Source organism: Comamonas sp., assembly GCF_036666375.1.
Classification (GTDB): Bacteria; Pseudomonadota; Gammaproteobacteria; order Burkholderiales; family Burkholderiaceae_C; genus Comamonas.
This window is the reverse complement of record NZ_JAVWWA010000016.1, coordinates 1-23,890: the sequence shown is the minus strand read 5'-3', so window position 1 is coordinate 23,890 and position 23,890 is coordinate 1. Positions and strand designations below refer to the sequence as shown.

The following is a 23,890-nucleotide window of genomic DNA, read 5'->3' as shown; positions in this document are numbered from 1 at the left end:
CTGCCGGCAGCGCCCAGCAATATTGCGGCGCAAACCGCAGCGGCAAAACCAGCGACGCAATCAGACCAGGTGATCCGATATTCGGCGGGTGATTCCATACCGGTGGGTCATCCGACGGCGCAGCAGGAGCGCCTGCTGGCAAGCGTGGAGAAGCGGTCGAAAGGATATTCCGGTGCCGCCGGCATTCCCCTTGCTGGCGCGCTGGGCGACAGTGTGACCACACACATCGGCATCAGCCAGGCGGGTCTGACCGAATCCAATGGATTTATCCACACATCGCCCGCAGGACTGGTGGGCTTGTTTGTGATCAAGGCCGGAATGGTCTATTACTTCGATAACCAAAAGCCTGAAGTGCGCAAGATGGGATTGAAGACGTCGGCCGGCGTCTGGAGTGGCGTCACCATGAACAATCTGCTGTTGATTGCCGGCTCCACCAATCCCGTGAGCCTTGTGGGCGGCGCTTTGTTTGGTGCATATATGTACTATCGCGAGGGAATTGCGCTGGACAAAGAATCCGCCGCCAAAGCCGCTCAGGGATTGCATGCACAAACACGATGACCAAGGCACCTTCCGGTGCCTTTTTTCATGGAATTCACAGTTTGCAAATGCCGGCCGGGCTGTTGTCAGGGCCACGCGAACCGCTGGCTGCGATCAAGCTGTGTTGTCGGCGCAACGCTGAATGTCGCTCAATCGCCCTGCGCCGACAAGGCATTGGCGCATGCTATCGCAGTCGCATGTCGTTAGACTCTGACCTCAATGCGCCGCCTCGTCCTCATTTTCATGATGTGCCTTCTGCCCCTCCAATGGAGTTGGGCGGCTGCGGCCAGCGTGTGCGAGCATGAGCAGGGGGCCGCCCATTTCGGCCACCACGAGCACCGCCACGGCGATGACGCGTCCGCTGACGATGCCGGCACACCGGTCAATGAGGCACTGCAGCCACATCCCGATTGCCACAGCTGCCACGGCATCGGTGTGGCGTATCTGCCCGCGTCGGATGCTCCGCACCCGCCCTGGGCCGAGGGCTATCTGCACGCGCACCGCAGCGTTGCGTTTCCCGAGCCGCCGCTCGCCAGCCTGCTGCGTCCCCCTTCCTCTTTCGTCGCCTGACGCCGGCGCGGCGCGGCCACGTCCCTGAACCAGGGCGGGCCGTCTGCGTCGACCTTTGGACCCGCGGGCACGCGCCCGCATTCACGACGAACAAAAAATGAAACGCAAACGCTGGGGCTCCCTCGGCATTCTGGCGGCCGCATTGCTGACGGCCGCCATATCGGGCCATGCCCAGACGGGCCCGGCCCAGACGGGCCGTGACCCATCCTCCTCCCCTGCGCCGCTGCGCCAGGGTTTTGAAACCGCCTGGGCCAGGCAGCCCGAGCAGCGCGCCGCAGGCCTGCGCCGCGACGCCGCGGCCGCCGGCCTGCGCGCGGCCGAACGCTGGACGCCCGAGACTGCGGCGCTCGATCTGTCGACGCGCAGCGATCGCTGGCACCGCAACGACGGCGCGCGCGAGTACGAAGCCGCGCTGTCCGTGCCGCTGTGGTCGCCCGGCGAGCGCGCGAAGTCGCAGGCGGCAGCGCAGTCCCAGGCGCAGGCGGTCGACGCGCTGCTGGGCGCGGCGCAGTGGCGCCTGGCCGATGAAGTGCGCGAAGCCTACTGGACGCGGCAGCGCGCGCGCATCGAGCACGAAATCGCGCAGCAGAAGCTCGCCAGCGCCCAGGGTATTGCGCGCGACGTGCAGCGCCGCGTGACGGCTGGCGATCTCGCGCGCGCCGATGCCCATCAGGCCGATTCAGCGGTAGCCGTGGCGCAAAGCGCGGTTGCCGAAGCCGCGGTCGCCGAAGCGCAAAGCGCCCAGGCCTGGGCCATGCTGACCGGCCAGGACCTGCGCGAGGGTCCGCAGGAACCGTTGCCCGCGCCCATGCCGCTCACCGCGCATCCCGCGCTGCGCGAACTCCAGGCCAGGGTCGATCTCGCACGGCGCCAGCAGGATCTGGCCGGCGTGCAGACGCGCGCCAACCCGGAGCTCTCGCTGGGCACGACGCGCGAGCGCGATGCGCGCGGCGAGCGCTCGGCGCAAAGCATCAACGTCGGTCTGCGCATTCCGCTGGGCCGCTTGAGCGCCAGCGATGCCAGGCTTGCGAATGCCAGCGCCGACCTGCTCGAAGCGCAAAGCCAGCTTGACCTGGAAACGCAGCGCATCGATGCCCGGATCGCGCTGGCGCGCACCCGCGTCGAACTGCTGACCCAGGCCCGCGACTCTGCCCAGCGGCGCGCGGCGCTGGCCGGCGAATCGCGCGGCTTTTTCGACAAGGCCTTCCGCCTGGGCGAGAGCGATCTGCCCACGCGGCTGCGCATCGATCTCGAAGCTTTCGAGGCCGAACGCCAGGCCGCCCGCAGCCGGCTCGAAGTCGGCGCCGCCATTTCTCAACTTCGTCAGGCGCTCGGGCTGCTGCCCGAGTGACCGCAGGAAAAACCATGTTCAATGCATTCATTGCAGGCGCAAGCCTGCTCGCGGGCCTTTACAGCCCGCTGGCCCTGGCCGATGCCGGCCACAGCCACGACGCGCCGGCGAGCACCGCGTCGGCTCCCGCGATTCCGCGTTTTGCCGCGGTCTCCGAGCTGTTTGAAGTCGTGGGCACGGCCAACGGCACGCAGCTCGCGCTTTATCTCGACCGCTTTGCCGACAACGCACCGGTTGCGGGCGCGACGCTCGAAGTGAACGTGGGCGAAGCCACGGTCGCCATGAAGGAAATCGCCGCGGGCGAATTCGAAGGCACGCTGGCCCAGCCCCTGCCGTCCGGCGTGACATCGGTCACGGTGACCGTGGACGCCGCAGGCGAGACCGATCTGCTGGCCGGCGATTTCGATGTGCACGCCGAGGCCGCCGACGAGCACGCGCAGCGCGACTGGCGCGCATTGCTGCCTTGGGGCCTTGCGGCTTTGGGCCTGGCCGGTGGCGGCCTGTGGCTGGCGCGCCGTAGCGGCGCCCGCCGCAGCGCAGGAGGTGCAGCATGATGCGCCCGCTGTTGCTCACACTTTTGCTGGCCGCCGCCATGCCCTCCTGGGCCGATGCCGGCCATGACCATGGCGGCCCCGCGCCCGTGGGCAATGCCAACGGCCCGGGCCGCCAGCCCGACGGCAGCGTGTTCCTGCCCAAGCCCGCGCAGCGCCAGATGGCCTTGCGCACGCTGGTCGTGCAGCCCGCCGAACTGCCGCGCACCCTGGAGCTCGCGGGCCGCGTGGTGATGGACCCGAATGCCGGCGGCAAGGTCCAGCCCATGGCTGCGGGCCGCATAGAAGCCGGCCCCAAGGGCCTGCCCGTGATCGGCCAGCGCGTGCGCAAGGGCGAAGTGCTGGCCTATGTCACGGCCGCCACGGCTGCGATCGAACGCTCCAGCCAGGCCGCGCAGATCGCCGAGCTGCGCGCCGCGAAGGCGCTGGCCGACAAGCGCCTGGCGCGCCTCAAGGAGCTGAGCGACACCGTGCCGCGCAAGGAGATCGAGGCCGTCGAGTCGGAAACCGCAAGCCTGTCGGCGCGCATTGCCGCGCTGTCAACGGCCGTGGGCGCACGCGAGGCGCTGGTCGCGCCCGTGTCGGGGGTGATTGCCGCGGCCTACGCCGTTGCGGGTCAGGTGGTCGATGCGCGTGAACTGGTCTATGAAATCGTCGATCCCGCGCAGCTCAACATCGAGGCCCTGGCGTTCGATACCGCGCTGGCGTCCGATGTCGCCAGCGCGCGCATGGTGGCCGGCGGCGAGCGCGTGGAATTGCGCTTTGTCGGCGCCGCGCGTTCGCTGCGCGAGCAGGCGCTGCCCATGGTGTTCCGTGCCCAGGGCGAAGCGCTGGCAACGCTGGCGCTGGGCCAGCCGGTCAAGGTCTTTGTGCGCAGCCGCTCGACGGTCAAGGGCATTGCCGTGCCCGCGGCGGCGCTGCTGCGCAACCCCGCGAACCAGGACATCGTCTGGGTCAAGACCGGGGCCGAACGACTGGAGCCGCGCGTGGTCACGACGGCACCGCTGGACGGCGCCCAGGTGGCCGTGACTTCCGGCCTGCAGGCCGGTGACCGGGTCGCCACGCAAGGCGCGACCCTGGTCAATCAGATCCGCTGACAGGAGCCACTCACATGTTCAAATGGCTTCTCGTCAACAGCCTGGCCAACCGGCTGCTGGTCATCATCGCCAGCGTGGTGCTGATGTTCTACGGCGCGTGGACGCTTTCGCGCACGCCCGTCGACGTCTTTCCCGATCTCAACAAGCCAACCGTCACCGTGATGACCGAGGCCGGCGGCATGGCCGCCGAGGAGGTCGAGCAACTGATCACCTTTCCGCTCGAGACCACGATGAACGGCCTGCCCGGCGTGGAGACCGTGCGCTCCGTGTCGTCCGCGGGCCTGTCCTTCGTCTACATCACCTTCGACTGGAGCACGGACATCTTCCGCGCGCGGCAGATGGTGTCGGAGCGGCTCGCTTCCATGGAGGAGGGCATAGCGCCCGGCGTCGTGCCGCGCATGGGGCCGATCAGCTCCATCATGGGCGAGATCATGCAGATCGCGATTCCCGTCGACACCGGCAAGATCTCGCAGATGGCGGTGCGCGAGTACGCCGACTGGGTGCTGCGCCCGCGGCTGATGGCCGTGCCGGGCGTGGCCCAGGTGATTCCCATCGGCGGCGAAGTGCGCCAGTTCCAGGTGCAGCCCGACACGCGGCGCATGGCGGACCTGGGCATTTCGCATGAGCAGCTCGAAGCCGCGCTCAAGGGCTACTCGTCCAATACCTCGGGCGGTTTTCTCGAACTCAACGGCCGCGAATACCTGATCCGCCACCTGGGCAGAACCTCGCGCCTCGAAGACCTGAGCAATCTCGCGCTCACCGCGAGGAACGGCCAGCCCATACTGCTGCGGCAGATCGCCGAAGTCACGTTTGCTGCGGCGCTCAAGCGCGGCGACGCGGGCTTCGAAGGCAAGCCCGCGGTGATCCTGGGCATACAGAAGCAGCCCACGGCCGACACCATCGCGCTGACGCGTTCCATCGAGCAGGCGCTGGCGGGAATGAACGCCTCGCTGCCCGCGGGCATGGACGCGCCGCGCGTGACCTTCCGCCAGGCCAGCTTCATCGAGGCGTCGATAGACAACCTCAAGTGGAAGCTGATTGGCGCGTCGGTGTTCGTTGCCGCCATCCTGTTCTTCTTCCTGGGAACGCTGCGTCCGACCATCATTGCGCTCACGGCGATTCCGGTGTCGATCTTTCTCACGGCCCTGGTCTTCAAGTATTTCGGCCTGTCGATCAACACCATGACGCTGGGCGGGCTGGCGATCGCCATCGGCGGCCTGGTCGACGACGCCGTGGTCGACGTGGAGAACATCCTGCGGCGCCTCAAGGAAGACCGCGCGCGCCATCCGGGCCAGCGCAGCAACGCGCGGGGCGTCCCGGTGCTGGCGCTGGTCGCGCGCGCGTCCATGGAAGTGCGCTCGGCGATTCTCTACGCCACGGTGATCATCGTGCTGGTGTTCGTGCCGCTGTTCGCGCTGCCGGGCATAGAGGGCCGGCTGTTCATTCCGCTGGGCATAGCCTTCATCGTCTCGACGCTGGCCAGCCTGATGGTGTCGGTCACGGTCACGCCCGTGCTGTCGTACTACCTGCTGCCGACGATGAAATCGCTGGACCATGGCGACACGCGGCTGCTGGCCTGGCTCAAGCGCCAGTACGCGGTGGGACTCACGAGCGTGCTGAACCGCCCCAAGGCCACGCTCGCGGCCGCGGGCGTGGCGGTGCTGCTGGCCATCGCCTCGGTGCCGTTCTTTCCGACGACCTTTCTGCCGCCGTTCAACGAAGGCACGCTGATGATTGGCATCCGGCTCAACCCGGGCGTGACGCTGTCGGAGACTTCGGCGCTGGCGCGCCAGGCCGAAGTGCTGGTCATGCAGGTGCCCGAAGTGACCCATGTCGGGCGGCGCAGCGGCCGCGCCGAACTCGACGAGCATGCCGAAGGCGTGCACGTGAGCGAGCTGGACGTAGGCCTCAAGCCTGCGGGCGAACTCACGCGCTCGATGGCGGAGATCTCGGCCGACATCCGCGCGCGGCTGGCGAACCTGCCGGCGGCGATTTCAATCGGCCAGCCGATCTCGCACCGCATAGACCACATGCTGTCGGGCGTGCGCTCGCAGATCGCGATCAAGATCTTCGGCGAGGACCTCGACACGCTGCGCGGCCAGGCCGATGCGCTGCGCGCGCGGCTCGCGGCCGTACCCGGCCTGGCCGATCTCGAAGTCGAAAAGCAGGTGCTCGCGCCGCAGATCAAGGTGCGCATCGACTACGCGGCCGCCGCGCAGTACGGCGTGCCCGTGCCGCAGGTGCTGGCGACGCTGCAAAGCCTGGTCGAAGGCGAACGCGTTACGCAGATCGTCGAGGGCGGGCGGCGCTTCGCTCTGGTCGTGAAGCTGCCCGAGGAGACGCGTTCGGCCAACGGCCTCAAGGACATCCTGATCGAGACGCCCACGGGGCGCGTGCCGCTGTCCAAGATCGCGAGCATCGAGGAAGGCGACGGCCCCAACCAGATCAGCCGCGACGATGGCAAGCGCCGCATCGTGCTCTCGGCGAACTCGCAGGGCCGGCCGCTGTCCGACATCGTCGCCGACATGCGCCAGGTGATTGCCGACACGCCGCTGCCCGAAGGCTATTTCGTCACGCTGGGCGGGCAGTTCCAGGCCCAGGAGGAGGCCTCGAAGCTGGTCGGCCTGCTGTCGCTGGTGTCGCTGACGCTGATGTTCATCGTGCTCTACAGCCGCTACCAGTCGACGCGGCTGTCGCTGCTGATCATGGCCAACATCCCGCTGGCCCTGGTCGGCGCGGTGCTGGGTCTGTGGCTTTCGGGCCAGCCGCTGTCTATCGCCGCGCTCGTGGGCTTCATCACGCTGGCCGGCATCTCGGTGCGCAACGGCATCCTGAAAGTCAGCCACTACGTGAACCTGATGCGGCTCGAAGGCGAGGACTTCGATCACAAGATGATCGTGCGCGGCTCGCTCGAGCGGCTCGCGCCCGTGCTGATGACCGCGCTGGTGACGGCGTTCGCGCTGGCGCCGCTGCTGTTCGAAGCCGAGCAGCCGGGCACCGAAGTGCTGCACCCGGTGGCGGTCGTGATCTTCTCGGGCCTCATCAGCGCCACCTTGCTCGACACCTTCCTGACCCCCGCCATGTTCTGGCTCTTCGGCCGTGCGGACGCCGAGCGTCTCATGCAATCCAAAGACGTAGAAGCCCTGTGATTCAACCAACCGAAAGGACTCCCATGAAAACCGCAATTGCCACGCTTTCTCTCGCCATCCTGGCGGCCGGCGCTCCGGTCTTTGCCGCGGGCAACCATGCCCATGACCCCGCGCACGGCGGCGTCGTCGCCGCGGCCAAGGAGGCGGACTATGAACTCGTGGCCAAGGCTGACGTGCTGCAGCTTTATGTCTCCGACCACGGCAAGGCGCGCGACCTGTCCAGGGCCAGCGCCAAGCTGACGCTGCTCGCGGGCAAGGACAAGCAGGAGGCCCAGCTGCTGCCCGCGGGCGACAGGCTGGAAGCCAGGGGCGCGTTCAAGGTGGCGCCGGGCACCAAGGTGGTGGCCGTGGTCACCGATGGCGGCAAGGCGCTGGGCACGGCGCGCTTCACGCTGAAGTAGGCGCGCAGCGCGCGGGCAATGGCGCGCCAGCGGGCATGCGCAACATTGCCACGGCAGAATGCGCGCACGGACCAGGCACCGGCGGTGCCGGTCATTCGCGCCGCCGCGCCTGCCATTGCCTGGATTGCCTGTGTTCCACGTCTACTGCGCCATTGCCTATCTGTTTGTCGTCGCCCGCGTCATCGCGCCCCTGCCCATGCGGGGGCGCTGGCGGCTGCTGGCCGCGGCCGCGCTGCTGCCGGGCGCGCTCTACCAGTTCTGGACGCGCCTGTTCTTCGGCACCATGTTCTCGGCCGAGGTGCCCTACGCCGTTGCCGCGCTGCTGGGCTGGACGTTCTGCAGCTTCGTGCTGCTGCTGGTGTTCACCATCGTCGGCGAAGTGCTGTCCATGCTGTATTGGCTGCTCACGCGCCGCTCGGCCGCTCGCCGCGCTAACCCGCCCAGCGGCACGGCGCGCCGGCTGATCACGCTGGCGCTGGCCTTCGGGCTGGGCGGTTTCGGCTTCATCCAGGCCACGCGCCAGCCCGAAGTGCACCGCGTGGACCTGGCCGTGAAGAACCTGCCCGCCGCGCTCGAAGGCTTCAAGCTGGTGCAGCTCAGCGACCTGCACATCAGCAAGCTGTTCCAGCAGGACTGGGTGCAGGGCGTGGTCGAGCGCACCAATGCCATCGATGCCGATCTGATCGTCGTGACCGGCGACTTCATCGACGGCAGCGTGCAGGCGCGCCGCGACGATGTGGCGCCGCTGGCGCAGCTCCAGGCGCGCCACGGCGTGCTCGGCATTCCCGGCAACCACGAGTACTACTTCGACTACGCTGCCTGGAAAGCCCGCTTCGAGGAGCTGGGCGTGCGCATGCTGACCAATCAGCATGCGGTGGTGCAGCACGGCACGGCGCAGCTGACGGTGGCCGGCATCGCCGATGCCGTGGCCACGCTCTATGGCTATGAAGGCCCCGATCTGCCCAAGGCACTTGCCGGCGCGCCCGCGGATGCGCCTGTCGTGCTGCTGTCGCACCGGCCCGCGGGTGCGGCGCGCAACGCCCAGGCCGGCGTCGCGCTGCAGCTGTCGGGCCACACCCATGGCGGCATGGTGCTGGGCATGGAGCCGGTGTTCGGGCCGCCCAACGAAGGCTATCTGACGCGCGGCTACCGCGTGGGCGACATGCAGCTCTATGTGAGCAACGGCACGGGGCTGTGGATGGGCTTTCCCATACGCCTGGGCATTCCTTCGGAGATCACCGAGTTCGTGCTGACGCGCGCGCAGTAGCGCGGGCCGTGGGGCGCGCGGCATGAATGCGGGTGCGAGAATCCAGCCATTCCCGCGGCGACACAACAGGCTCTCGATGGACATGTTTTCCGATCTCGCTTTTTTCTCCCTGGTGATCAGGCATGGCTCGCTCGCGGCCGCGGCGCAGGAGATGGGCCTGACCCCGCCTTCGGCGAGCAAGCGGCTGTCCAACATCGAGGCGCGGCTGGGAGTGCGCCTGCTCAACCGCACCACGCGCCGCATCAGCCTTACGCCCGAAGGCGAAATCTACGTGAGCGAAGGCGCGCGCGTGCTCGCCGAGATGGAGGCACTCGAGCGCCGCGTCGCGGGCGCGAAGGCGCTGCCGCGCGGCCAGATCAAGCTCAGCGCGACGCTGGGCTTCGGGCGGCAGTTCATCGCGCCCGCGCTCTCGAAATTCGCGCGCCAGTTTCCCGACGTCGAAGTCCAGCTGCGCCTGACCGACAAGCCCGTCAATCTCGTCGAGCAGGGCCTGGACGCGGTGATTCGCCTGGGAGAGATGCCCGACGCACAGCTCACCGCGCGGCTGCTCGCGCCCAACAGGCGCATCCTGTGCGCCGCGCCTTCCTATCTGCAGCGCGCCGGGGTGCCGCTGCAGCCCGCGGCCTTGCAGCGCCATGCCTGCCTGTTCATCCGCGAAAGCGACGACACCTTCGGCACCTGGCATCTGCGCGCGGGAACGCGCCAGGAAAGCGTCAAGGTGCGCGGACCGCTGAGCAGCAACGACGGCGACTGCGCGCTGACCTGGGCACTCGACGGCCATGGCATCCTGATGCGCTCGCTTTGGGACGCCGCGCCCTACCTGCGATCGGGCCGGCTGCAAGCGGTTCTGACGGAATGGACGCTGCCCGGCGCCGATATCTATCTGGTGTTTCCCAACAGTTCCAATCTGTCGGCGAAAACCCGGGTCTTCGTCGACTTCATGGTCAAGACCTTTGCCCACCACAGGGCGGCAAAGGACGAGTTCCTGGGCTGGTAGACAACACGCTTTGCGCGCCGCGCCCTGCCTTTGCGGCGCGCCCATGGCACTGGGATAAACCAGCAATATTCGTTCTTCTGCCGACCGAAAGAAGTAACTTTTTCTATATTTCACGGCTTCATTGCATCTATACGATGCGTTGCTCCACCTGCAAAAAAATGGAGACAACGATGATGAACCGCCGAATCTTCACCACCATGCCCACGCTGCTGGCGCTGGCCTGCGCCGCCATGGCCGCGCAAGCCCAGTCCGGCGACTATCCGGCGCGTGCCGTGAAGCTGATCGTTCCCTATGCGCCCGGCGGCAGTGCCGACATCGCCGCGCGCCTGATCTCGGCCGAATGGGCCAAGGCGCTGGGCGGCGAAATGTTCATCGAGAACCGCGCGGGCGCGGGCGGCAACCTGGGCGTCGATTCGGTCGCGAAATCCGCGCCCGACGGCTACACCATCGGCCTGCAGACGGTGTCGCTGGCGATCAATCCCGCGCTGTTTCCCAAAATGCCGTTCAACACCGCCAAGGACCTGGCTCCCGTGGGCATGGTCGCCAGCTCCCAGCATGTGCTGGTCGTGGGCCAGCAGTTCGCGCCCAAAAATGTCGCCGAGCTGATTGCCGCGGCCAAGGCCGCTCCGGGCAAATACAGCTATGGCTCGGCGGGCGCGGGCAGCACCTTCCACATGTCGGCCGAACTGTTCAAGGCCAGGGCCGGCGTGTCCGTGCTGCATGTGCCTTACCGCGGTGGCGGCCCGGCGCTGATAGACACCATTGCGGGCCAGGTCAACATGAGCTTTCCCGTGCTATCCGCGGCATTGCCCCAGGTGCAGGGCGGCAAGCTGCGTGCCCTGGGCGTGACGGGTGCCAAACGCTCGTCGCTGATGCCCGATGTACCGACCATTGCCGAGGCCGGGCTGCCCGGCTATTCCTTCGAGACCTGGTTCATGGCATTTGCGCCCGCGGGCACGCAGCCCGCCTTGATAGAGAAGTTGAATGCCGCGCTCAACAAGGCGCTGGCCACGCCCGCCATCCGCGAGCGCATGATCAAGGAAGGTTTTGATCCCATTGCGTCTACGCCCGTGGCTGCACGCGCCCGGCTCGAGTCCGAGATGCCCCAGTGGGCCGCGCTCATCAAGGAGCGCGGCATCACCGCAGAATAGTTTCCGTTCGCCCCTATCGATCCCACCATGACACCAAGAACGCTTTATCAAAAACTAGTCGACTCGCATACGGTCGCGCGATTGGACGAACAGAACGTGCTGCTGTTCTGCGATCTGCACCTGATGAACGAGTACACCAGCCCCCAGGCTTTCGCCGGACTGCACGAGAAAGGCCGCGGCGTGCCCATGCCCGGGCAGAACGTCGCGGTGGTGAGCCATGTGATTCCCACCGAGCCGGGCACCATACGCGTGATCCGCGATGCCGCGCCCGCGCTGCAGGCGAGCAATCTGAAGAAGAACTGCGAGCGCCACGCGATCCCGCTGTTCGACACCAACGACATGCTGCAGGGCATAGAGCATGTGGTCGCGCCCGAGCACGGAATGATCCGCCCCGGCATGGTGGTGATCTGCGGCGACTCGCACACCACCACCTACGGCGCGCTGGGCGCGCTGGGCTTTGGCATAGGCACGTCCGAAGTCGAGCATGTGCTCGCCACCCAGACCCTGGTCTACCGGCTGGCCCAGGACATGCGCATTCGCATCGACGGCACGCTGCCCGTGGGCACCACGGCCAAGGACCTGGTGCTGATGGTCATAGGCCAGATCGGTGCGCAGGGCGCGCGCGGCCATGTGATCGAGTTCTGCGGCACGGCGCTCGACGCCTTGTCGATCGAGGCGCGCTTCACGGTCTGCAACATGGCCGTCGAAGCCGGCGCACGCGGCGCATTGATCGCGCCCGACGCCAAGGCCAGGCAATACGTGCTGGAGCGCGCGCCGGACATCGAGGGCAGCGTGCGCGACGCGGCGCTTGCGCATTGGGACACGCTGTTCTCCGACGAAGGCGCGCCATTCCATATCGAGCACTGCTTCGACGCCAGCGACGTCGCGCCGCATGTGACCTGGGGCACCAGCCCCGACCAGGTGGTGCGCATCGACGGCCGCATTCCCGAGCCCGATGACCAGCCCGCGGGCCCGCTGCGCCGCAGCACCGAGCAGGCGCTGCGCTACACCGGCCTGGCCGCGGGCGCGGCGATAGAAGGCACGCCCATCCAGCATGTGTTCATAGGCTCGTGCACCAATGCGCGCATCGAAGACCTGCGCGCCGTGGCGCGCGTGGTCGAAGGCCGTCAGGTGGCCAGCGGCGTGCGCGCCATGGTCGTGCCGGGCTCGGGCGCGGTCAAGCATATGGCCGAGCAGGAAGGCATCGCCAAGATCCTCCAGGATGCGGGCTTTGAGTGGCGCGCGCCCGGCTGTTCCATGTGCCTGGCGATGAACGGCGACATCCTGGAGGCCGGCGTGCGCTGCGCTTCGACCACCAACCGCAATTTCGAAGGCCGCCAGGGACGCGGCGCGATCACCCATCTGATGAGCCCGGCAATGGCCGCGGCCGCCGCGCTCACGGGCGCGATCACCGACGTTCGCCGACTGGAGTCCGCCCATGCGTAAGCAGCATATTCTTTCCGGCAAGGCTGCCGCATTGCCGATCGAAAACCTCGACACCGACCAGATCATGCCCAAGCAGTTCCTGCACGGCATCGACAAGGCCGGGCTGGCCAAGGGCCTGCTGTATGACCTGCGCTTCGACGCGCAGGGCCGCGCGCGTGAAGACTTCGTTCTCAACCGGCCCGAGCGCGCGGGCACCGAGATCCTGGTCGCGGGCGCGAACTTCGGCTGCGGCTCCAGCCGCGAGCACGCGGTCTGGGGCCTGCAGCAGTTCGGCATCCAGGCCGTGATCGCGCCGAGCTTCGGCGAGATCTTCTACTCGAACGCGATGAACAACCAGCTGCTGCTGGTGATGCTGCCCGAAGCCGACATCGCGGCGATGATGGCCGATGCCCAACGGCTGGAGACCGCGGAGATGGCGATCGATATAGAGAACCTGCGCGTGCGCAGCGCGAGCGTCGACGCGGGCTTTGCGCTGTCGGCGCGCCATCAGCGCATGCAGCTCGAAGGCCTGGACGTGATCGGCCTGTCGCTGACCTATGAGCAGCAAATCCAGGCCTTTGCCGCGCGGCATTGGCAGGCCCAGCCCTGGGTCAAGGATGTGGCGGCGCACACCCGGGCGCGGCTGGGCTGAGCCCTGGTGGGCTGGCATGATGCACGCATGACTCCAGCCACCCAACTGACCATAGACCTCGGCGGCATCACCCAGAAGGCCCAGATCCTTGCAGCGCTAGGCGCCGCGCTGTGCCTGGGCGGGCCCGATGGCAACCATCCGGTGCGCCCCGGTGAGGACCGGGGCTGGGGCATGAACTGGGACGCGCTGTTCGACTGCCTGCTGAACCTGCATTCGGGCGGCATATGGGGAACGGCGCCGCGCCTGGCCTTTCCTGTGAAGCTGACGTTCGCCCACGCCCAGCCGCTGGCCCGCGCCAATCCGCAGGCATTTGCCATATTGCGTGACATCCTGGAGCAGACGCGCGCCGCATACGCCAGGCAGAACCGGCAATTTGACTTCGAACTTGTCGCCCTGGCGTAAGGCAGGGCGACAAGATATGGGTACGATGCAGCGCATGCCGCCGGGCGCAACATGGCCCGGTGCCACCGAAGCAATTCGTGGCAATCAATGACGTATCTGCGGGCGGGGCAACTGCCTGGCAAGCAACCCACCAAATATGGACACCCGTTCCTCCGTGCGCGGACTGGCCGCGCTGACCTTCGCGCTGACGCTGAGCCAGTTCTTCCGCAGCTGCCTGGCCGTCATGGCGCCTGAAGTGCAGAGCGATCTGCAGCTGTCGCCCGCGGGCTTCGGCCTGCTGTCGTCGTGCTTCTTTCTGTCCTTCGGCATCGCCCAGATTCCCGTGGGCATGGCGTTCGACCGCTACGGCGTCGGCGCGCCCACGCGCTGGCTGCTGTCGCTGGGCGTCGTCTCCGCGGGCCTGTTCGCGCTCGCGCCCAACGGGCCCACGGCAATGCTCGCCCAGGTGGGGCTGGGCCTGGCCTGTGCGCCGGTCTTCATGGGGCTGATGCACTTCGCGGCCCAGGTCCTGCCGGCCCATCAGTTCGCGACCTCGGTCAGCCGGGCCAACGCGGCGGGCATGCTCGGCGCGCTGTGCGCGACCGCGCCGCTGGGCTGGGCCATACACGCTTTCGGCTGGCGCGCGCCCATTTTGGCGGCCGGCGTGCTGATGGCCGTGGCCTGCTGGCTGGTCGCCGCCCAGGTCAGGGACAGCGGCAATGTCCACGCGCAGGAAGAGGGTCTGGGCGCGATGCTGGGCGCCAGCGGCCGGCTGCTGTTCATTCCCGCGCTCTGGACGCTGATTCCCATGTGCATGGCCCTGGCCGTGGGCACGACCTTCCGCAATTCCTGGGGTGGCCCCTATCTGGCCGATGTGTTCGGCCTGAGTGCGGGCGCGCGCGGACTGGCGCTGGCCGTGCTGAGCCTGGCGGCCATCTGCGCCGCGGCCGCGCTGCCCTGGTTCGTGCACCGCTTCGCGGTACGGCAAACCGTGCTGGCCTGGGCGCTGGCCGCGTTGACCGCGGGCGGCGCGCTGGTGCTGCTGCCCGGCGCGGGCGTGCTGCTGGACATCCCGCTGCTGGCGATGCTGGCCAGCATAGGCGTGCTCCATCCCCTGGTCATGGCCCATGGCCGGCTGCTGCTCGCGCCCGAAGTGCATGGGCGCGGCCTGGGCCTGCTCAATACCTTCGTGTTTCTCGGCTCGGCGGCCGCGGCCTGGATCTTCGGGCTGATCGCCGATGCGAACCTTGCCAGCGGCGCGGCGCCGGTCGCCGCCTATACGCGGATCTTCGGCTTTGCCTGTGCCATGGTGCTGGTCGGGGTGGCGGCCTATATGCTCAGTCCGTCGATGGCGCGTGCTGCGGCGGGCGGCGCCAAGCCCGCGGCCTGAGTTTCTTGAATCGAAGTTATCTAGGAGGACGGACAAGATGAATGGTGCAAAGAGCCTGGTGAAGACATTGCTGGCCGCGGGGGTGGACACCTGCTTTGCCAATCCCGGAACAAGCGAGATGCACTTTGTCGCGGCGCTCGATCAGGTGCCCGGAATGAAATGCGTGCTGGGGCTGCAGGAAAACGTGGTCACGGGCATGGCCGACGGCTACTACCGCATCGCGCGCAAGCCGGCCTGCACGCTGCTGCACTGCGGCCCGGGCCTGGCCAACGGCATGGCCAACCTGCACAACGCGCGCCGCGCGCGCAGCGGCATCGTCAATATCGTGGGCGACCAGGCGATCTATCACCGGCCGTTCGACGCCGCGCTGACCGCGGACACCACGGGCATGGCGCAGACCGTTTCCGCCTGGGTGCGCACCAGCACCCGCAGCGCCGATCTGGGCCGCGACGCGGCCGAGGCGGTGCGCGCCGCCCAGGTCTATCCGGGCCAGGTCGCGACGTTGATCCTGCCGGCCGATGTGTCGTGGGAAGAGGGCGGCGTCGTCGCTGCGCCGTTCGATGTGCCGGCGGCGCCCGCAATCGACGCCGCTGCCATAGAGCAGGCCGCGCGCACGTTGCGCGACCAGCGCGATGTGCTCATTCTCCTGGCCGGTCCCGGCGTGCTCGCCGAAGCCCAGGCCCTTGCCTGGCGCGTCGCCAGCGCGACCGGCGCGGCCGTGATGGCCAGCTATTCGTCGTCGCACCTGGCGCGCGGCCGCGGCCGCATGCAGCTCGAGCGCGTGCCTTATGTCATGGACCTGGCCATCAAGGCGCTGGACCGCTTCAAGCACATCATCCTGGTGAACGCCACCGAACCCGTGGGCTTCTTCGGCTATCCCGGCATGCCCTCGACCCAGGCCAATCCCCAGGCGCAGTTTCACGTGCTGTCGCGCCCAGACCAGGACGCGGTCGAAGCGCTGCGCGGCCTGGTCCAGGCGCTGGGTGCGCCCGAGGTCGCCATTCCCGATCCCGGCCCGCGCCCCGAGGCCGCGCGCGGCGCGCCCACGCCCGAAGGCCTGGCGCAGACGCTGGCCGCGCTGATGCCCGACAACGCCATCATTTCGGATGAAAGCGTGTCGTACGGCCGCGGCTTCTACAAGTTCACGCACGCCGCGCCCGCGCACGACTGGCTGCACCTGGCGGGCGGCGCGATCGGCGACGGCATGCCCGTGGCCACGGGCGCGGCGCTGGGCGCGGGCAAGCAGCGCCGCGTCATCAACCTGCAGGCCGACGGCTCGGCCATGTACTCGCTGCAGTCGCTCTGGACCCAGGCGCGCGAGCAGCTGCCCGTGACCACCATCATTCTCAACAACAGCAAGTACAACATCCTCATCGGCGAATACGCCAACGTGGGCGCGACGCCGGGCGCGACCGCGATGAGCATGCTGGACCTGGGCAATCCATCGATCGAATGGACCAAGCTCGCCAACGGCATGGGCGTGGAAGCCGCGCGCGCGACCACGCTCGACGAACTGGCGGCGCTGATGCAGTCCAGCTTCGCGAAAAGCGGGCCGTTCCTCATCGAGCTGATGATCTGAGGCAGGCCAGCAGCGCGCGCGCTGCTGTGTAGTCTCAGACGCCCATGTGCGATCCACAAGGTTGCCGGGGGCGTCGCGCCAAGGTCAACTGCCGGGGTCCGGTTTGATGACGCCCTGTAGCATGTTCTACTGGTTTTTTATCGGGAATACAGATGTATAGCAGCGTAGGGACTGATTCGGAAAACGTTGTCGCTGGTGTCGAGGCGCCAACCGCTGTCTTGATAGCCTTCGATCTGGAGGCTGACCCGACGCTCGGTTACGCATCCATTCAGAACGCGGTTCCGGTCGTCAGGGGGCTGACCGTCACGAACAGCAGTGACAGTGCGCTGGACGAGGTCGAGATCAGGGTGTCCTGCAACCCGCGCTTCGCGCAGAGCGCGTTGCTGCGCTTCGACCGACTGGCTCCAGGCGAATCACGCCGAGTCTCTCCGCTCGATCTGCGTCCGGACCACGCCTATCTGGCGGACCTGTCCGAGTCCGTGGTGGCTGCCATCAATGTCGTGGCCACGGTTGGCGGTCAGGAGCTGGCACGTGTCAGCCAGGACATCGAAGTGCTGGCCTACGACCAATGGGCCGGGACCCGGGCGCTGCCGGAACTTCTGGCGGCCTTCAGCATGCCGAACAATCCGGCGGTCGATTCCATCCTGGCCAAGGCGTCGACGCTGTTGCGCGATGCACATAACGACCATTCGATGAACGGCTACCAATCGAAAAGTCGCGACGTCGTCTGGAAACAGATTTCTGCCATCTACAGCACCCTGGCCGCAGCGGGCCTGCACTACGCCGAGCCGCCGGCATCTTTCGGCTCCGATGGCCAGAAGATCCGGACACCTGACCGCATTCTCGATACCAAGCTAGCGACCTGCCTTGATTTGGCGATGCTCTTCGCATCGTGTTTCGAGCAGGCCGGTCTGCGCCCGGTGGTGCTGTTCAAGAACGGCCATGCATGGGTCGGCGTCTGGCTGCACGAGACGCGCTTTCCTGATCCGCTGACGGATGATGTTCAAGCCGTGCGCAAACGTGTCGACAGTGGTGAGTTGCTGGTCTTCGAAACCACGGGCATTGCGGCGCACCACAGTCAGCGGCCCAGCCTGCGCATCGCGATGGAGACCGGTAGTGCGCATCTGCTGGCGGAAGATATGTTCCGGTATGCCGTCGACATTCATCGCGCGCGCGAAGTCCAGATTAAGCCCTTGCCTTCGCGTGTGGCGATGGTGAAAACTTCTCCGGAGTTGGGCGAGGATATCGCTCCTCGCATCGAGTCGACACCGGTGCTCCCTGAATTGGACGTGGCCACGGTGGTGATGGACTTGCCGGTGGACGACACGCCCGAAGGGCGGCTCACCAAATGGAAGTCCCGGCTGCTCGACCTGACGCTGCGCAACAAGCTGCTGAACTTCAAGACCACGAAGTCCACCCTGCGTTTCGCTGCTCCGAGTCTCGCCCTGCTGGAGGATGCGCTGGCTGATGGGAAAGACTTCAAGGTCCGGCCGCGGCCCTCGCTGATGGAAGGTCAGGACCCGCGCATGGCGCAGGTGCACGCCAGCCGGGGCGGGCGGACTGCGCTCGACGACATGACGCTGAGCGCGCTTGGCAACCGCGAGCTGCTTTCGGATGTGCAGAGCGAGGAACTCGACAAGCGATTGCTTGGCATTTTCACGGCTGCCCGTACCGGCCTGGAGGAGGGCGGTGCCAACACGCTTTACATCGCGCTCGGCTTGCTGCGCTGGACGGAAGACGAACGCTCGGAGCGCCGCAACCTGGCGCCGATTCTGCTGATCCCGGTCACGCTTCAGCGGCAGTCGGTGCGGTCCGGTTTCCGGCTTGCGCGCCACGATGACGAAGCCATCATCAACCCTACATTGCTGCAATTCCTCAAGGCCAATTTCGAGCTGCGCATCCCGGGGCTGGAAACCTTGCCAGTGGATGAACGCGGTGTGGATGTCGAGCGCGTGCTGCAGGCGTTCCGGCTCGCGGTCGCTGAAATCAAGCATTGGGAAGTGATCGAGGAGGCCCATCTCGGCCTGTTCTCGTTCACCAAGTATCTGATGTGGAAAGACCTGCAAGACCGCACCGAGCAGTTGAAGGCCAACCGCGTTGTAAAGCACCTCATCGAGAACCCAGGTCAGGCCTTTGCGCGAGAGGATGACTCCGACTTGGTGTCGGTGAATCTGGACAAGGCTTTCAAGCCCCAGGACATCTTCGCGCCGCTGCTGTCCGATTCGTCGCAGATGAAAGCGCTGTGCGCGGTGGCTACCGGTCGCGATCTGGTGTTGGAAGGCCCTCCGGGCACCGGCAAGAGCCAGACCATCACCAACATCATTGCCCACTCGCTGGGTCAAGGCAAATCGGTGTTGTTTGTCTCTGAAAAGATGGCAGCACTGTCCGTGGTTCACCGGCGGCTGGAGGCGATCGGTCTCGCACCGTTCTGCCTGGAGCTGCATTCTTCCAAGGCCAAGAAGTCGGAGGTGCTTCAACAGCTTGGGCTTGCACTCGATGCTTCAGGCCAGTACTCCACGGATGAGTGGGAGCGTGAAGCAAACCGTCTTGGTGCGCTGCGGCAAGACCTCAATGGCTTGGTGGAGTCTCTGCACAAGGAGTACCCCAACGGCTTGACGGCCTTCAAGGCGATGGGCACGTGCATCGCCAGCGTGGGTCAGGAGCCGTCGCTGATGCCTTGGCCGGATGCCTTGGTGCACCAGCGCGATGACTTGGAGGCGTTACGGGAAGTCGCTCGCAGCATGGGCACGTTGGGAAGTTCGGTCGGAGGGATTGCCGGCCACCCGTTCGCGCTCGTGGGTGTCAGTGACTGGACTCCGACCTGGGGCGATGGCTTGCTGAGCGCCAGTCGGCAGCTCGCCCAAAACATTGCCCAGCTCAAAGACAGCCTGGGCGCGCTGGAAGGCTTGTTCGGCAGTGGATTGGCGGGCGCAAGCTTGCCCACGCTGGAGCGCATCGATGCGCTGGCTGACCTGCTGCTCGCGGCACCCAAGGTGCCGCCCACTCTTGCACGCCAAGCCCATGACGCCAAGTCGCGCACCCAGTTGGCCTTGCTCATCCAGCATGGAAAGGCCAGGGCCGAACATTGGGCCCAGGCCGGCGCCGGCTGGAGCGCGAATCTTGCCAAGCTCAATGGCGCCGAACTGCTCGCTGAATGGACCCAGGCGTCGAACGCATGGTGGTTGAAATCGATGCTCGGCAAGCGCGCTGTGACGGGCAAGCTGGCGGCATTTCGCACCGACCGCAAGCGACCCACTGCCGGCCAGGTCGATGCCATGCTGCAGCCGCTGGTCGAAGTCAACGAGAGAGACCAGCAACTGCGGGTGCTGGAGGTGGATGCCAAGGCGCTGCTGGAGGACTCGTATCAAGGGCTGGAGACGGATTGGACGGCGTTGGCCTCCCATCAGGACTGGGCGCTAAGTTTCAGCGAAGCCGTCGCGCGCCTGGCCGCCGGCGATAGTGGGCGGCTTGCGGCGCTGCAGGCCACGCTGCAGGCCACCGTGTCCGGCCAACGCATGTTGCTCGCGCCGGGAGAGCCTCTGGGCAAGGCCCTGCTCCTTTATCGCGCGGCCTTGCGCGAGATGAAGCAGGCGCTGCAAACCGTGGGCGATACGGCCAGGGTGACCGCCCCTCTGGCCGGTGTTGAGCCTGCTGATGGCGCGCTGGAGCGCATTCTCGGCAATCTGGCCGCCTGGCAAGCTGCGCCGAGCCGGCTCCAGGCCTGGTGCCTGTGGCGCGGTGTTCGCGACAAAGCCATCGCGCTGGGTCTGCAAGGCCTCGTGGTCGACGTGGAGGCGGGCCGTATCGAGCTGAGATCCGTCGTCAATCACTTTGAGTTCAGCTACCGCAACTGGTGGGTGAAAAAGGTGATTGATGTGGATCCGGTTTTACGCTCGTTTTCGAGTGCGGAGCATGCACGCAAGATTGTCGAATTCAGGGACGCCGACGCGCAGTTTCAGAAGTTGACGGAGCGTTTTCTGGCCGCCAAGCTCGCGGCCAAGGTGCCGTCGGCCGAAGGCGTGGCGGCGAAACCAACCACCGAGATGGGGCGGCTGCTGCGCGAGCGCCAGAAGCAACGCGCGCACATGCCCGTGCGCCAGTTGATTCAGGCGATGCCTACGCTGTTGCCGCGCTTGAAACCGTGTTTGCTGATGTCACCGCTTTCCGTGTCGCAGTACCTGGACGCCGGTTTTGCCCAGTTCGATCTGGTCATCTTTGACGAAGCCTCGCAGATTCCGGTGTGGGATGCGGTGGGCGTCATCGCACGGGGCAAGCAAGTGGTCGTTGTCGGTGATCCCAAGCAGCTGCCGCCCACCAGTTTTTTCAATAAGGCGGCCGACGCGGACGAGGCGGGTGCGAACGACGAGGAGCGCGTCGAGGACCTGGAGAGCATTCTCGACGAATGCCTGGGCGCGGGCATGAACAAGCTGAGTCTCAAATGGCACTACCGCAGCCGCCACGAGAGCCTCATCACCTTCAGCAACTATCGCTACTACGAGAACTCGCTGGTCACCTTCCCATCGCCGGTGACGGACGACATCGCGGTGCGGTTCAAGCGAGTGGCCGGGGTCTACGACCGCGGCGGCAGCCGTACCAACCGTGCGGAGGCCGATGCCATCGTCGGCGGCATCGAGGAGCACTATCTCAATCCGCGCAAACGCACACAAACGCTGGGTGTCGTCACGTTCAATCAAACGCAGCAGTCGCTGATCGACGAGCTGCTGGATGCACGCCGGCAAGCCAACCCCGAGCTTGACCGCGCGATCGCGGCGCAGACCGGCGAGAAGCTGTTCATCAAGAACCTGGAGAACGTGCAGGGCGACGAGCGCGATGTCATCTTCTTCTCGATCACTTACGGGCCTGACATCGCGGGCAAGATCACGATGAACTTCGGCCCGCTGAACGGTGAGGGCGGGCATCGCCGCTTGAACGTGGCGATATCCCGAGCGCGTGAAGCCGTGGTCATCTACAGCACGCTGATGCCCGAGCAGATCGATCTGGCGCGCGTGCGCGCCGCTGGCGTACGCGACCTCAAGCACTATCTGGAATTCGCCATCCGCGGGCACCGAACGCTGGCCGGCCAGAGCAGCGCCACGGGCCTGGAGCCTGACAGCCCGTTCGAGGTCGAGGTCATCAGGACGTTGCGCGAGCTGGGCTGGACGGTCCACCCCCAGGTGGGATGCAGCGGCTACCGCATTGACATCGGTGTTGTCGATCCACGCGCACCGGGGCGTTACCTGTTGGGAATCGAGTGCGACGGTCGCTCCTATCACAGCGGCGCGACCGCGCGTGACCGGGACCGGCTGCGCCAGTATGTTCTTGAGGGGCTGGGCTGGAACATCCAGCGAGTCTGGTCGACCGACTGGTGGGTCCATCCTGCGGGCGAGGTGCAAAAGCTGGTTCAGCGCCTGCAGGACCTGGTTGCAGAACCTCTGGAGGACGACGAAGTCCATGAGTCCACGGTGGTCGAGTCGGCTGCGACATCTTACGACCTGTCCGATGCCGCAGTGGAATCGCCAGGCGATGGCATGGCGTCAAGCCCCGAGTCGCGCGCGGCGCCGGTAACCCCGCCGCCCAGCCGCGCAACGTACGCGACGACGAGGCTGGAACCCGGCCATCCCGGTGGCTTTTACGACCCGGGCGCCGATGAGATGCTGAAGGCGCAGCTGACATTGGTCATAGAAGGCGAGGGGCCGATCGCCGAATCCGTGCTGTTTCGTCGTGTCGCCCGCGCCTGGGGGCTGGAGCGCACCGGCGCGCGCATCGTCGAACGCTTGCGTGGCCTGGCGCCGCAGGGTGCGGTCGTGGTTGCCGACGCCACGGAATCCTTCTACTGGCCAGCAGGTACCGACCTGGCCGCTTGGCGCGTGGTGCGTGAAGTGGGCGCCGCGGAAGACTCCAGGCGGAATGTGCAGCAGGTCGCTCTGGAAGAAATTGCGGTCATGGCGGGCTGGCATCTGGCTTCCCTCGGGTCATGCCCGCGCGTGGAGCTGGTTCGCCTTGTCTGTCGGTCGTTTGGCATGGCGCGTGCAACGGCAGAGGCCGAACTACGCGTCATCAAGGCCCTGGAAACCATGCTGGATGACGGACGCGCGCATGAGGTCGGTGCCGTCATTCATGCCCGTTCGACGGTATCGTTGGGGGCTGACGACCAGACATAGGCCACGGCATTGCCGTACCCGTCAGAGCGTCATGTGGTCACCCCGCGCCACAGGGTGCGCGAAACTCGCACCAAAGGGCCCGGGAGTCGATGTGGGCATGCTTTTGCTTGGGCGGCGTGAAGCGCGAATCCAGCGTGCCCAGCGCAAAGCAGATCCAGTCGCTCCAGTCGCCCCGGGTTCTGGACCAGAAAAGCGATGAACCGCAGTGGCCGCAAAACTGCCGCTGCACGAACTCGGACGAGGCGTAGGACTTGATCTCCAGCGCGCCGCTGACGATGTGCAGGTCGCTGCGCGCGACCGCGCCATAGGTGGCGAACGCCGCGCCATGGCCCTTTTGGCATTGGCTGCAATGGCAATGGGTGACGGCCCGGGGCTGGGCGTGCACTTCGTAGCGCACTCTAGCGCACAGGCAGCTTCCCAGATACGACTCAGCCATGGTGGGCCGCCGCCGCGAGAAAGGCCTGGGCCTGGGCCGGTCGGGTGAGTTCGGTCCACTGCAGGTGCGCGAATTCGGGCTGCGCGCGCAGCGCTGCGAACTTGCGCTGGTTGCTCGCATAGGTGGTCCAGGACCAGCGCAGTATCGAGTCCTTCGACAGGAATGCCATGCGCAGCGACTCGCGGTTGTCCTGGAACAGCCGGGTGCGCAGCAGGCCGCGGCTCAGCGTGCGCCACAGCACGCGCGAAAACACCGTGAACCGTCCGTAGTTGAGCCAGACCACATGCGTGGCGTGCGGCCAGAGCTCGTCGCGCACGGCGCTGTAGTTGCCGTCGGCGACCCAGCGCTCGCCCCGGGTCGCGGCCACCACCGAGCGTTTGAATTGTTCAGCAGGCACGGCCTGCCAGTCCGGCCCCCAGTAGTGGGCGTCGAGCTCGATATAAGTGGCGTCCGTGGCGGTTGCCAGCGCCTGCGCAAACGTCGATTTGCCCGCGCCGCTTGTGCCTATCACCAGATAGCGCATTCCCGTGCTGCGCGCTGGAATCAGACTGCCATGGGCGCCGTGATGTGCGCGTGGTGCTGGTAGCCTTCAAGCGTGAAGTCCGAAGGCTCGACTTTTTCCAGCCATTCGGGCTCGTATTTGCCCGTGACCGCGTAGTCGGGAATGCGGTCGGACAGCACCAGCCGGGGCGCTTCGAACGGTTCGCGCGTCAGCTGCTCCTTGAGCATGTCCACATGGTTTTCGTAGATGTGGGCATCGCCGATGAAGTAGGTGAACCAGCGCGGCTTGTAGCC

General features: G+C 66.6%; 19 protein-coding genes. 16 read left to right on the top strand and 3 right to left on the bottom strand.

Annotated features, from left to right (window positions below; translation table 11 throughout):
• From RR928_RS06100 to RR928_RS06025, 16 genes are all read left to right on the top strand, one after another.
• On the top strand, positions 1–558 hold a 558-nt coding region (locus tag RR928_RS06100; RefSeq protein WP_332681786.1), incomplete at its 5' end, for a hypothetical protein.
• Positions 559–756: 198 nt separating this feature from the next.
• Complete coding sequence (locus RR928_RS06095; RefSeq protein WP_332535334.1) at positions 757–1,107, top strand: cobalt-zinc-cadmium resistance protein; 351 nt, start codon at positions 757–759, stop codon at positions 1,105–1,107.
• A 97-nt stretch (positions 1,108–1,204) separates the two neighbouring features.
• A complete protein-coding gene (locus RR928_RS06090) occupies positions 1,205–2,458 on the top strand; it encodes a TolC family protein (RefSeq protein ID WP_332681784.1) in 1,254 nt (417 codons plus the stop codon).
• A 14-nt stretch (positions 2,459–2,472) separates the two neighbouring features.
• On the top strand, positions 2,473–3,012 hold the full coding sequence (locus tag RR928_RS06085) for a hypothetical protein (protein WP_332535336.1): 540 nt from the start codon (positions 2,473–2,475) through the stop codon (positions 3,010–3,012).
• Complete coding sequence (locus RR928_RS06080) at positions 3,009–4,106, top strand: efflux RND transporter periplasmic adaptor subunit (protein ID WP_332535338.1); 1,098 nt, start codon at positions 3,009–3,011, stop codon at positions 4,104–4,106. Before RR928_RS06085 ends, RR928_RS06080 begins: the two co-directional genes overlap by 4 nt.
• A 14-nt stretch (positions 4,107–4,120) precedes the next feature.
• The gene (locus RR928_RS06075; protein ID WP_332681782.1) at positions 4,121–7,255 is read left to right on the top strand and encodes an efflux RND transporter permease subunit; all 3,135 of its coding nucleotides are present in this window, start codon (positions 4,121–4,123) and stop codon (positions 7,253–7,255) included.
• Between the two features lie 23 nt (positions 7,256–7,278).
• Entirely contained in the window at positions 7,279–7,656 is a 378-nt protein-coding gene (locus RR928_RS06070; RefSeq protein WP_332535342.1) for a hypothetical protein, read from the top strand.
• A 130-nt stretch (positions 7,657–7,786) separates the two neighbouring features.
• Positions 7,787–8,923, top strand: a complete 1,137-nt coding sequence (locus RR928_RS06065; protein WP_332535344.1) for a metallophosphoesterase — start codon at positions 7,787–7,789, stop codon at positions 8,921–8,923.
• Between the two features lie 76 nt (positions 8,924–8,999).
• Positions 9,000–9,920, top strand: coding sequence for a LysR family transcriptional regulator (locus tag RR928_RS06060; protein WP_332681779.1), 921 nt, complete (start codon positions 9,000–9,002; stop codon positions 9,918–9,920).
• A gap of 173 nt (positions 9,921–10,093) precedes the next feature.
• Complete coding sequence (locus RR928_RS06055) at positions 10,094–11,071, top strand: tripartite tricarboxylate transporter substrate binding protein (RefSeq protein ID WP_442881902.1); 978 nt, start codon at positions 10,094–10,096, stop codon at positions 11,069–11,071.
• 27 nt (positions 11,072–11,098) lie between these two features.
• Positions 11,099–12,517, top strand: a complete 1,419-nt coding sequence (gene leuC, locus RR928_RS06050) for a 3-isopropylmalate dehydratase large subunit (protein WP_332535347.1) — start codon at positions 11,099–11,101, stop codon at positions 12,515–12,517.
• Positions 12,510–13,148, top strand: a complete 639-nt coding sequence (gene leuD / locus RR928_RS06045; protein WP_332535348.1) for a 3-isopropylmalate dehydratase small subunit — start codon at positions 12,510–12,512, stop codon at positions 13,146–13,148. Before leuC ends, leuD begins: the two co-directional genes overlap by 8 nt.
• A 27-nt stretch (positions 13,149–13,175) precedes the next feature.
• Positions 13,176–13,550, top strand: coding sequence for a barstar family protein (locus RR928_RS06040; RefSeq protein WP_332535350.1), 375 nt, complete (start codon positions 13,176–13,178; stop codon positions 13,548–13,550).
• Positions 13,551–13,686: 136 nt separating this feature from the next.
• Positions 13,687–14,919: an MFS transporter gene (locus tag RR928_RS06035; protein ID WP_332535352.1), complete on the top strand. Its 1,233-nt coding sequence runs from the start codon at positions 13,687–13,689 to the stop codon at positions 14,917–14,919.
• Between the two features lie 37 nt (positions 14,920–14,956).
• Positions 14,957–16,498 carry an acetolactate synthase large subunit gene (locus RR928_RS06030; RefSeq protein ID WP_332535353.1) on the top strand — a complete coding sequence of 514 codons (1,542 nt, stop codon included), beginning with the start codon at positions 14,957–14,959 and terminating at the stop codon, positions 16,496–16,498.
• A gap of 218 nt (positions 16,499–16,716) precedes the next feature.
• A complete protein-coding gene (locus RR928_RS06025) occupies positions 16,717–22,659 on the top strand; it encodes a DUF3320 domain-containing protein (RefSeq protein ID WP_332535355.1) in 5,943 nt (1,980 codons plus the stop codon).
• Between the two features lie 37 nt (positions 22,660–22,696).
• On the opposite strand, the gene RR928_RS06020 is transcribed toward RR928_RS06025, so the two are convergent.
• The 3 genes from RR928_RS06020 to RR928_RS06010 form a co-directional block, all read right to left on the bottom strand.
• The gene (locus tag RR928_RS06020; protein ID WP_332535356.1) at positions 22,697–23,095 is read right to left on the bottom strand and encodes a GFA family protein; all 399 of its coding nucleotides are present in this window, start codon (positions 23,093–23,095) and stop codon (positions 22,697–22,699) included.
• Positions 23,088–23,618 carry a toxin gene (locus RR928_RS06015; protein WP_332535357.1) on the bottom strand — a complete coding sequence of 177 codons (531 nt, stop codon included), beginning with the start codon at positions 23,616–23,618 and terminating at the stop codon, positions 23,088–23,090. Before RR928_RS06015 ends, RR928_RS06020 begins: the two co-directional genes overlap by 8 nt.
• Before the next feature lie 20 nt (positions 23,619–23,638).
• On the bottom strand, positions 23,639–23,890 hold a 252-nt coding region (locus RR928_RS06010), incomplete at its 5' end, for a thymidylate synthase (protein ID WP_332681775.1).

Excerpts from the sequence above, each read along its gene's own strand:
- RR928_RS06035 (WP_332535352.1), top strand. The coding sequence starts at position 13,687 with ATGGACACCCGTTCCTCCGTGCGCGGACTGGCCGCGCTGACCTTCGCG.
- RR928_RS06030 (WP_332535353.1), top strand. The coding sequence starts at position 14,957 with ATGAATGGTGCAAAGAGCCTGGTGAAGACATTGCTGGCCGCGGGGGTG.
- leuC (WP_332535347.1), top strand. The coding sequence starts at position 11,099 with ATGACACCAAGAACGCTTTATCAAAAACTAGTCGACTCGCATACGGTC.
- RR928_RS06015 (WP_332535357.1), bottom strand. The coding sequence starts at position 23,618 with ATGCGCTATCTGGTGATAGGCACAAGCGGCGCGGGCAAATCGACGTTT.
- leuD (WP_332535348.1), top strand. The coding sequence starts at position 12,510 with ATGCGTAAGCAGCATATTCTTTCCGGCAAGGCTGCCGCATTGCCGATC.
- RR928_RS06075 (WP_332681782.1), top strand. The coding sequence starts at position 4,121 with ATGTTCAAATGGCTTCTCGTCAACAGCCTGGCCAACCGGCTGCTGGTC.
- RR928_RS06040 (WP_332535350.1), top strand. The coding sequence starts at position 13,176 with ATGACTCCAGCCACCCAACTGACCATAGACCTCGGCGGCATCACCCAG.
- RR928_RS06020 (WP_332535356.1), bottom strand. The coding sequence starts at position 23,095 with ATGGCTGAGTCGTATCTGGGAAGCTGCCTGTGCGCTAGAGTGCGCTAC.
- RR928_RS06095 (WP_332535334.1), top strand. The coding sequence starts at position 757 with ATGCGCCGCCTCGTCCTCATTTTCATGATGTGCCTTCTGCCCCTCCAA.
- RR928_RS06090 (WP_332681784.1), top strand. The coding sequence starts at position 1,205 with ATGAAACGCAAACGCTGGGGCTCCCTCGGCATTCTGGCGGCCGCATTG.
- RR928_RS06060 (WP_332681779.1), top strand. The coding sequence starts at position 9,000 with ATGGACATGTTTTCCGATCTCGCTTTTTTCTCCCTGGTGATCAGGCAT.
- RR928_RS06085 (WP_332535336.1), top strand. The coding sequence starts at position 2,473 with ATGTTCAATGCATTCATTGCAGGCGCAAGCCTGCTCGCGGGCCTTTAC.
- RR928_RS06055 (WP_442881902.1), top strand. The coding sequence starts at position 10,094 with ATGAACCGCCGAATCTTCACCACCATGCCCACGCTGCTGGCGCTGGCC.
- RR928_RS06080 (WP_332535338.1), top strand. The coding sequence starts at position 3,009 with ATGATGCGCCCGCTGTTGCTCACACTTTTGCTGGCCGCCGCCATGCCC.
- RR928_RS06070 (WP_332535342.1), top strand. The coding sequence starts at position 7,279 with ATGAAAACCGCAATTGCCACGCTTTCTCTCGCCATCCTGGCGGCCGGC.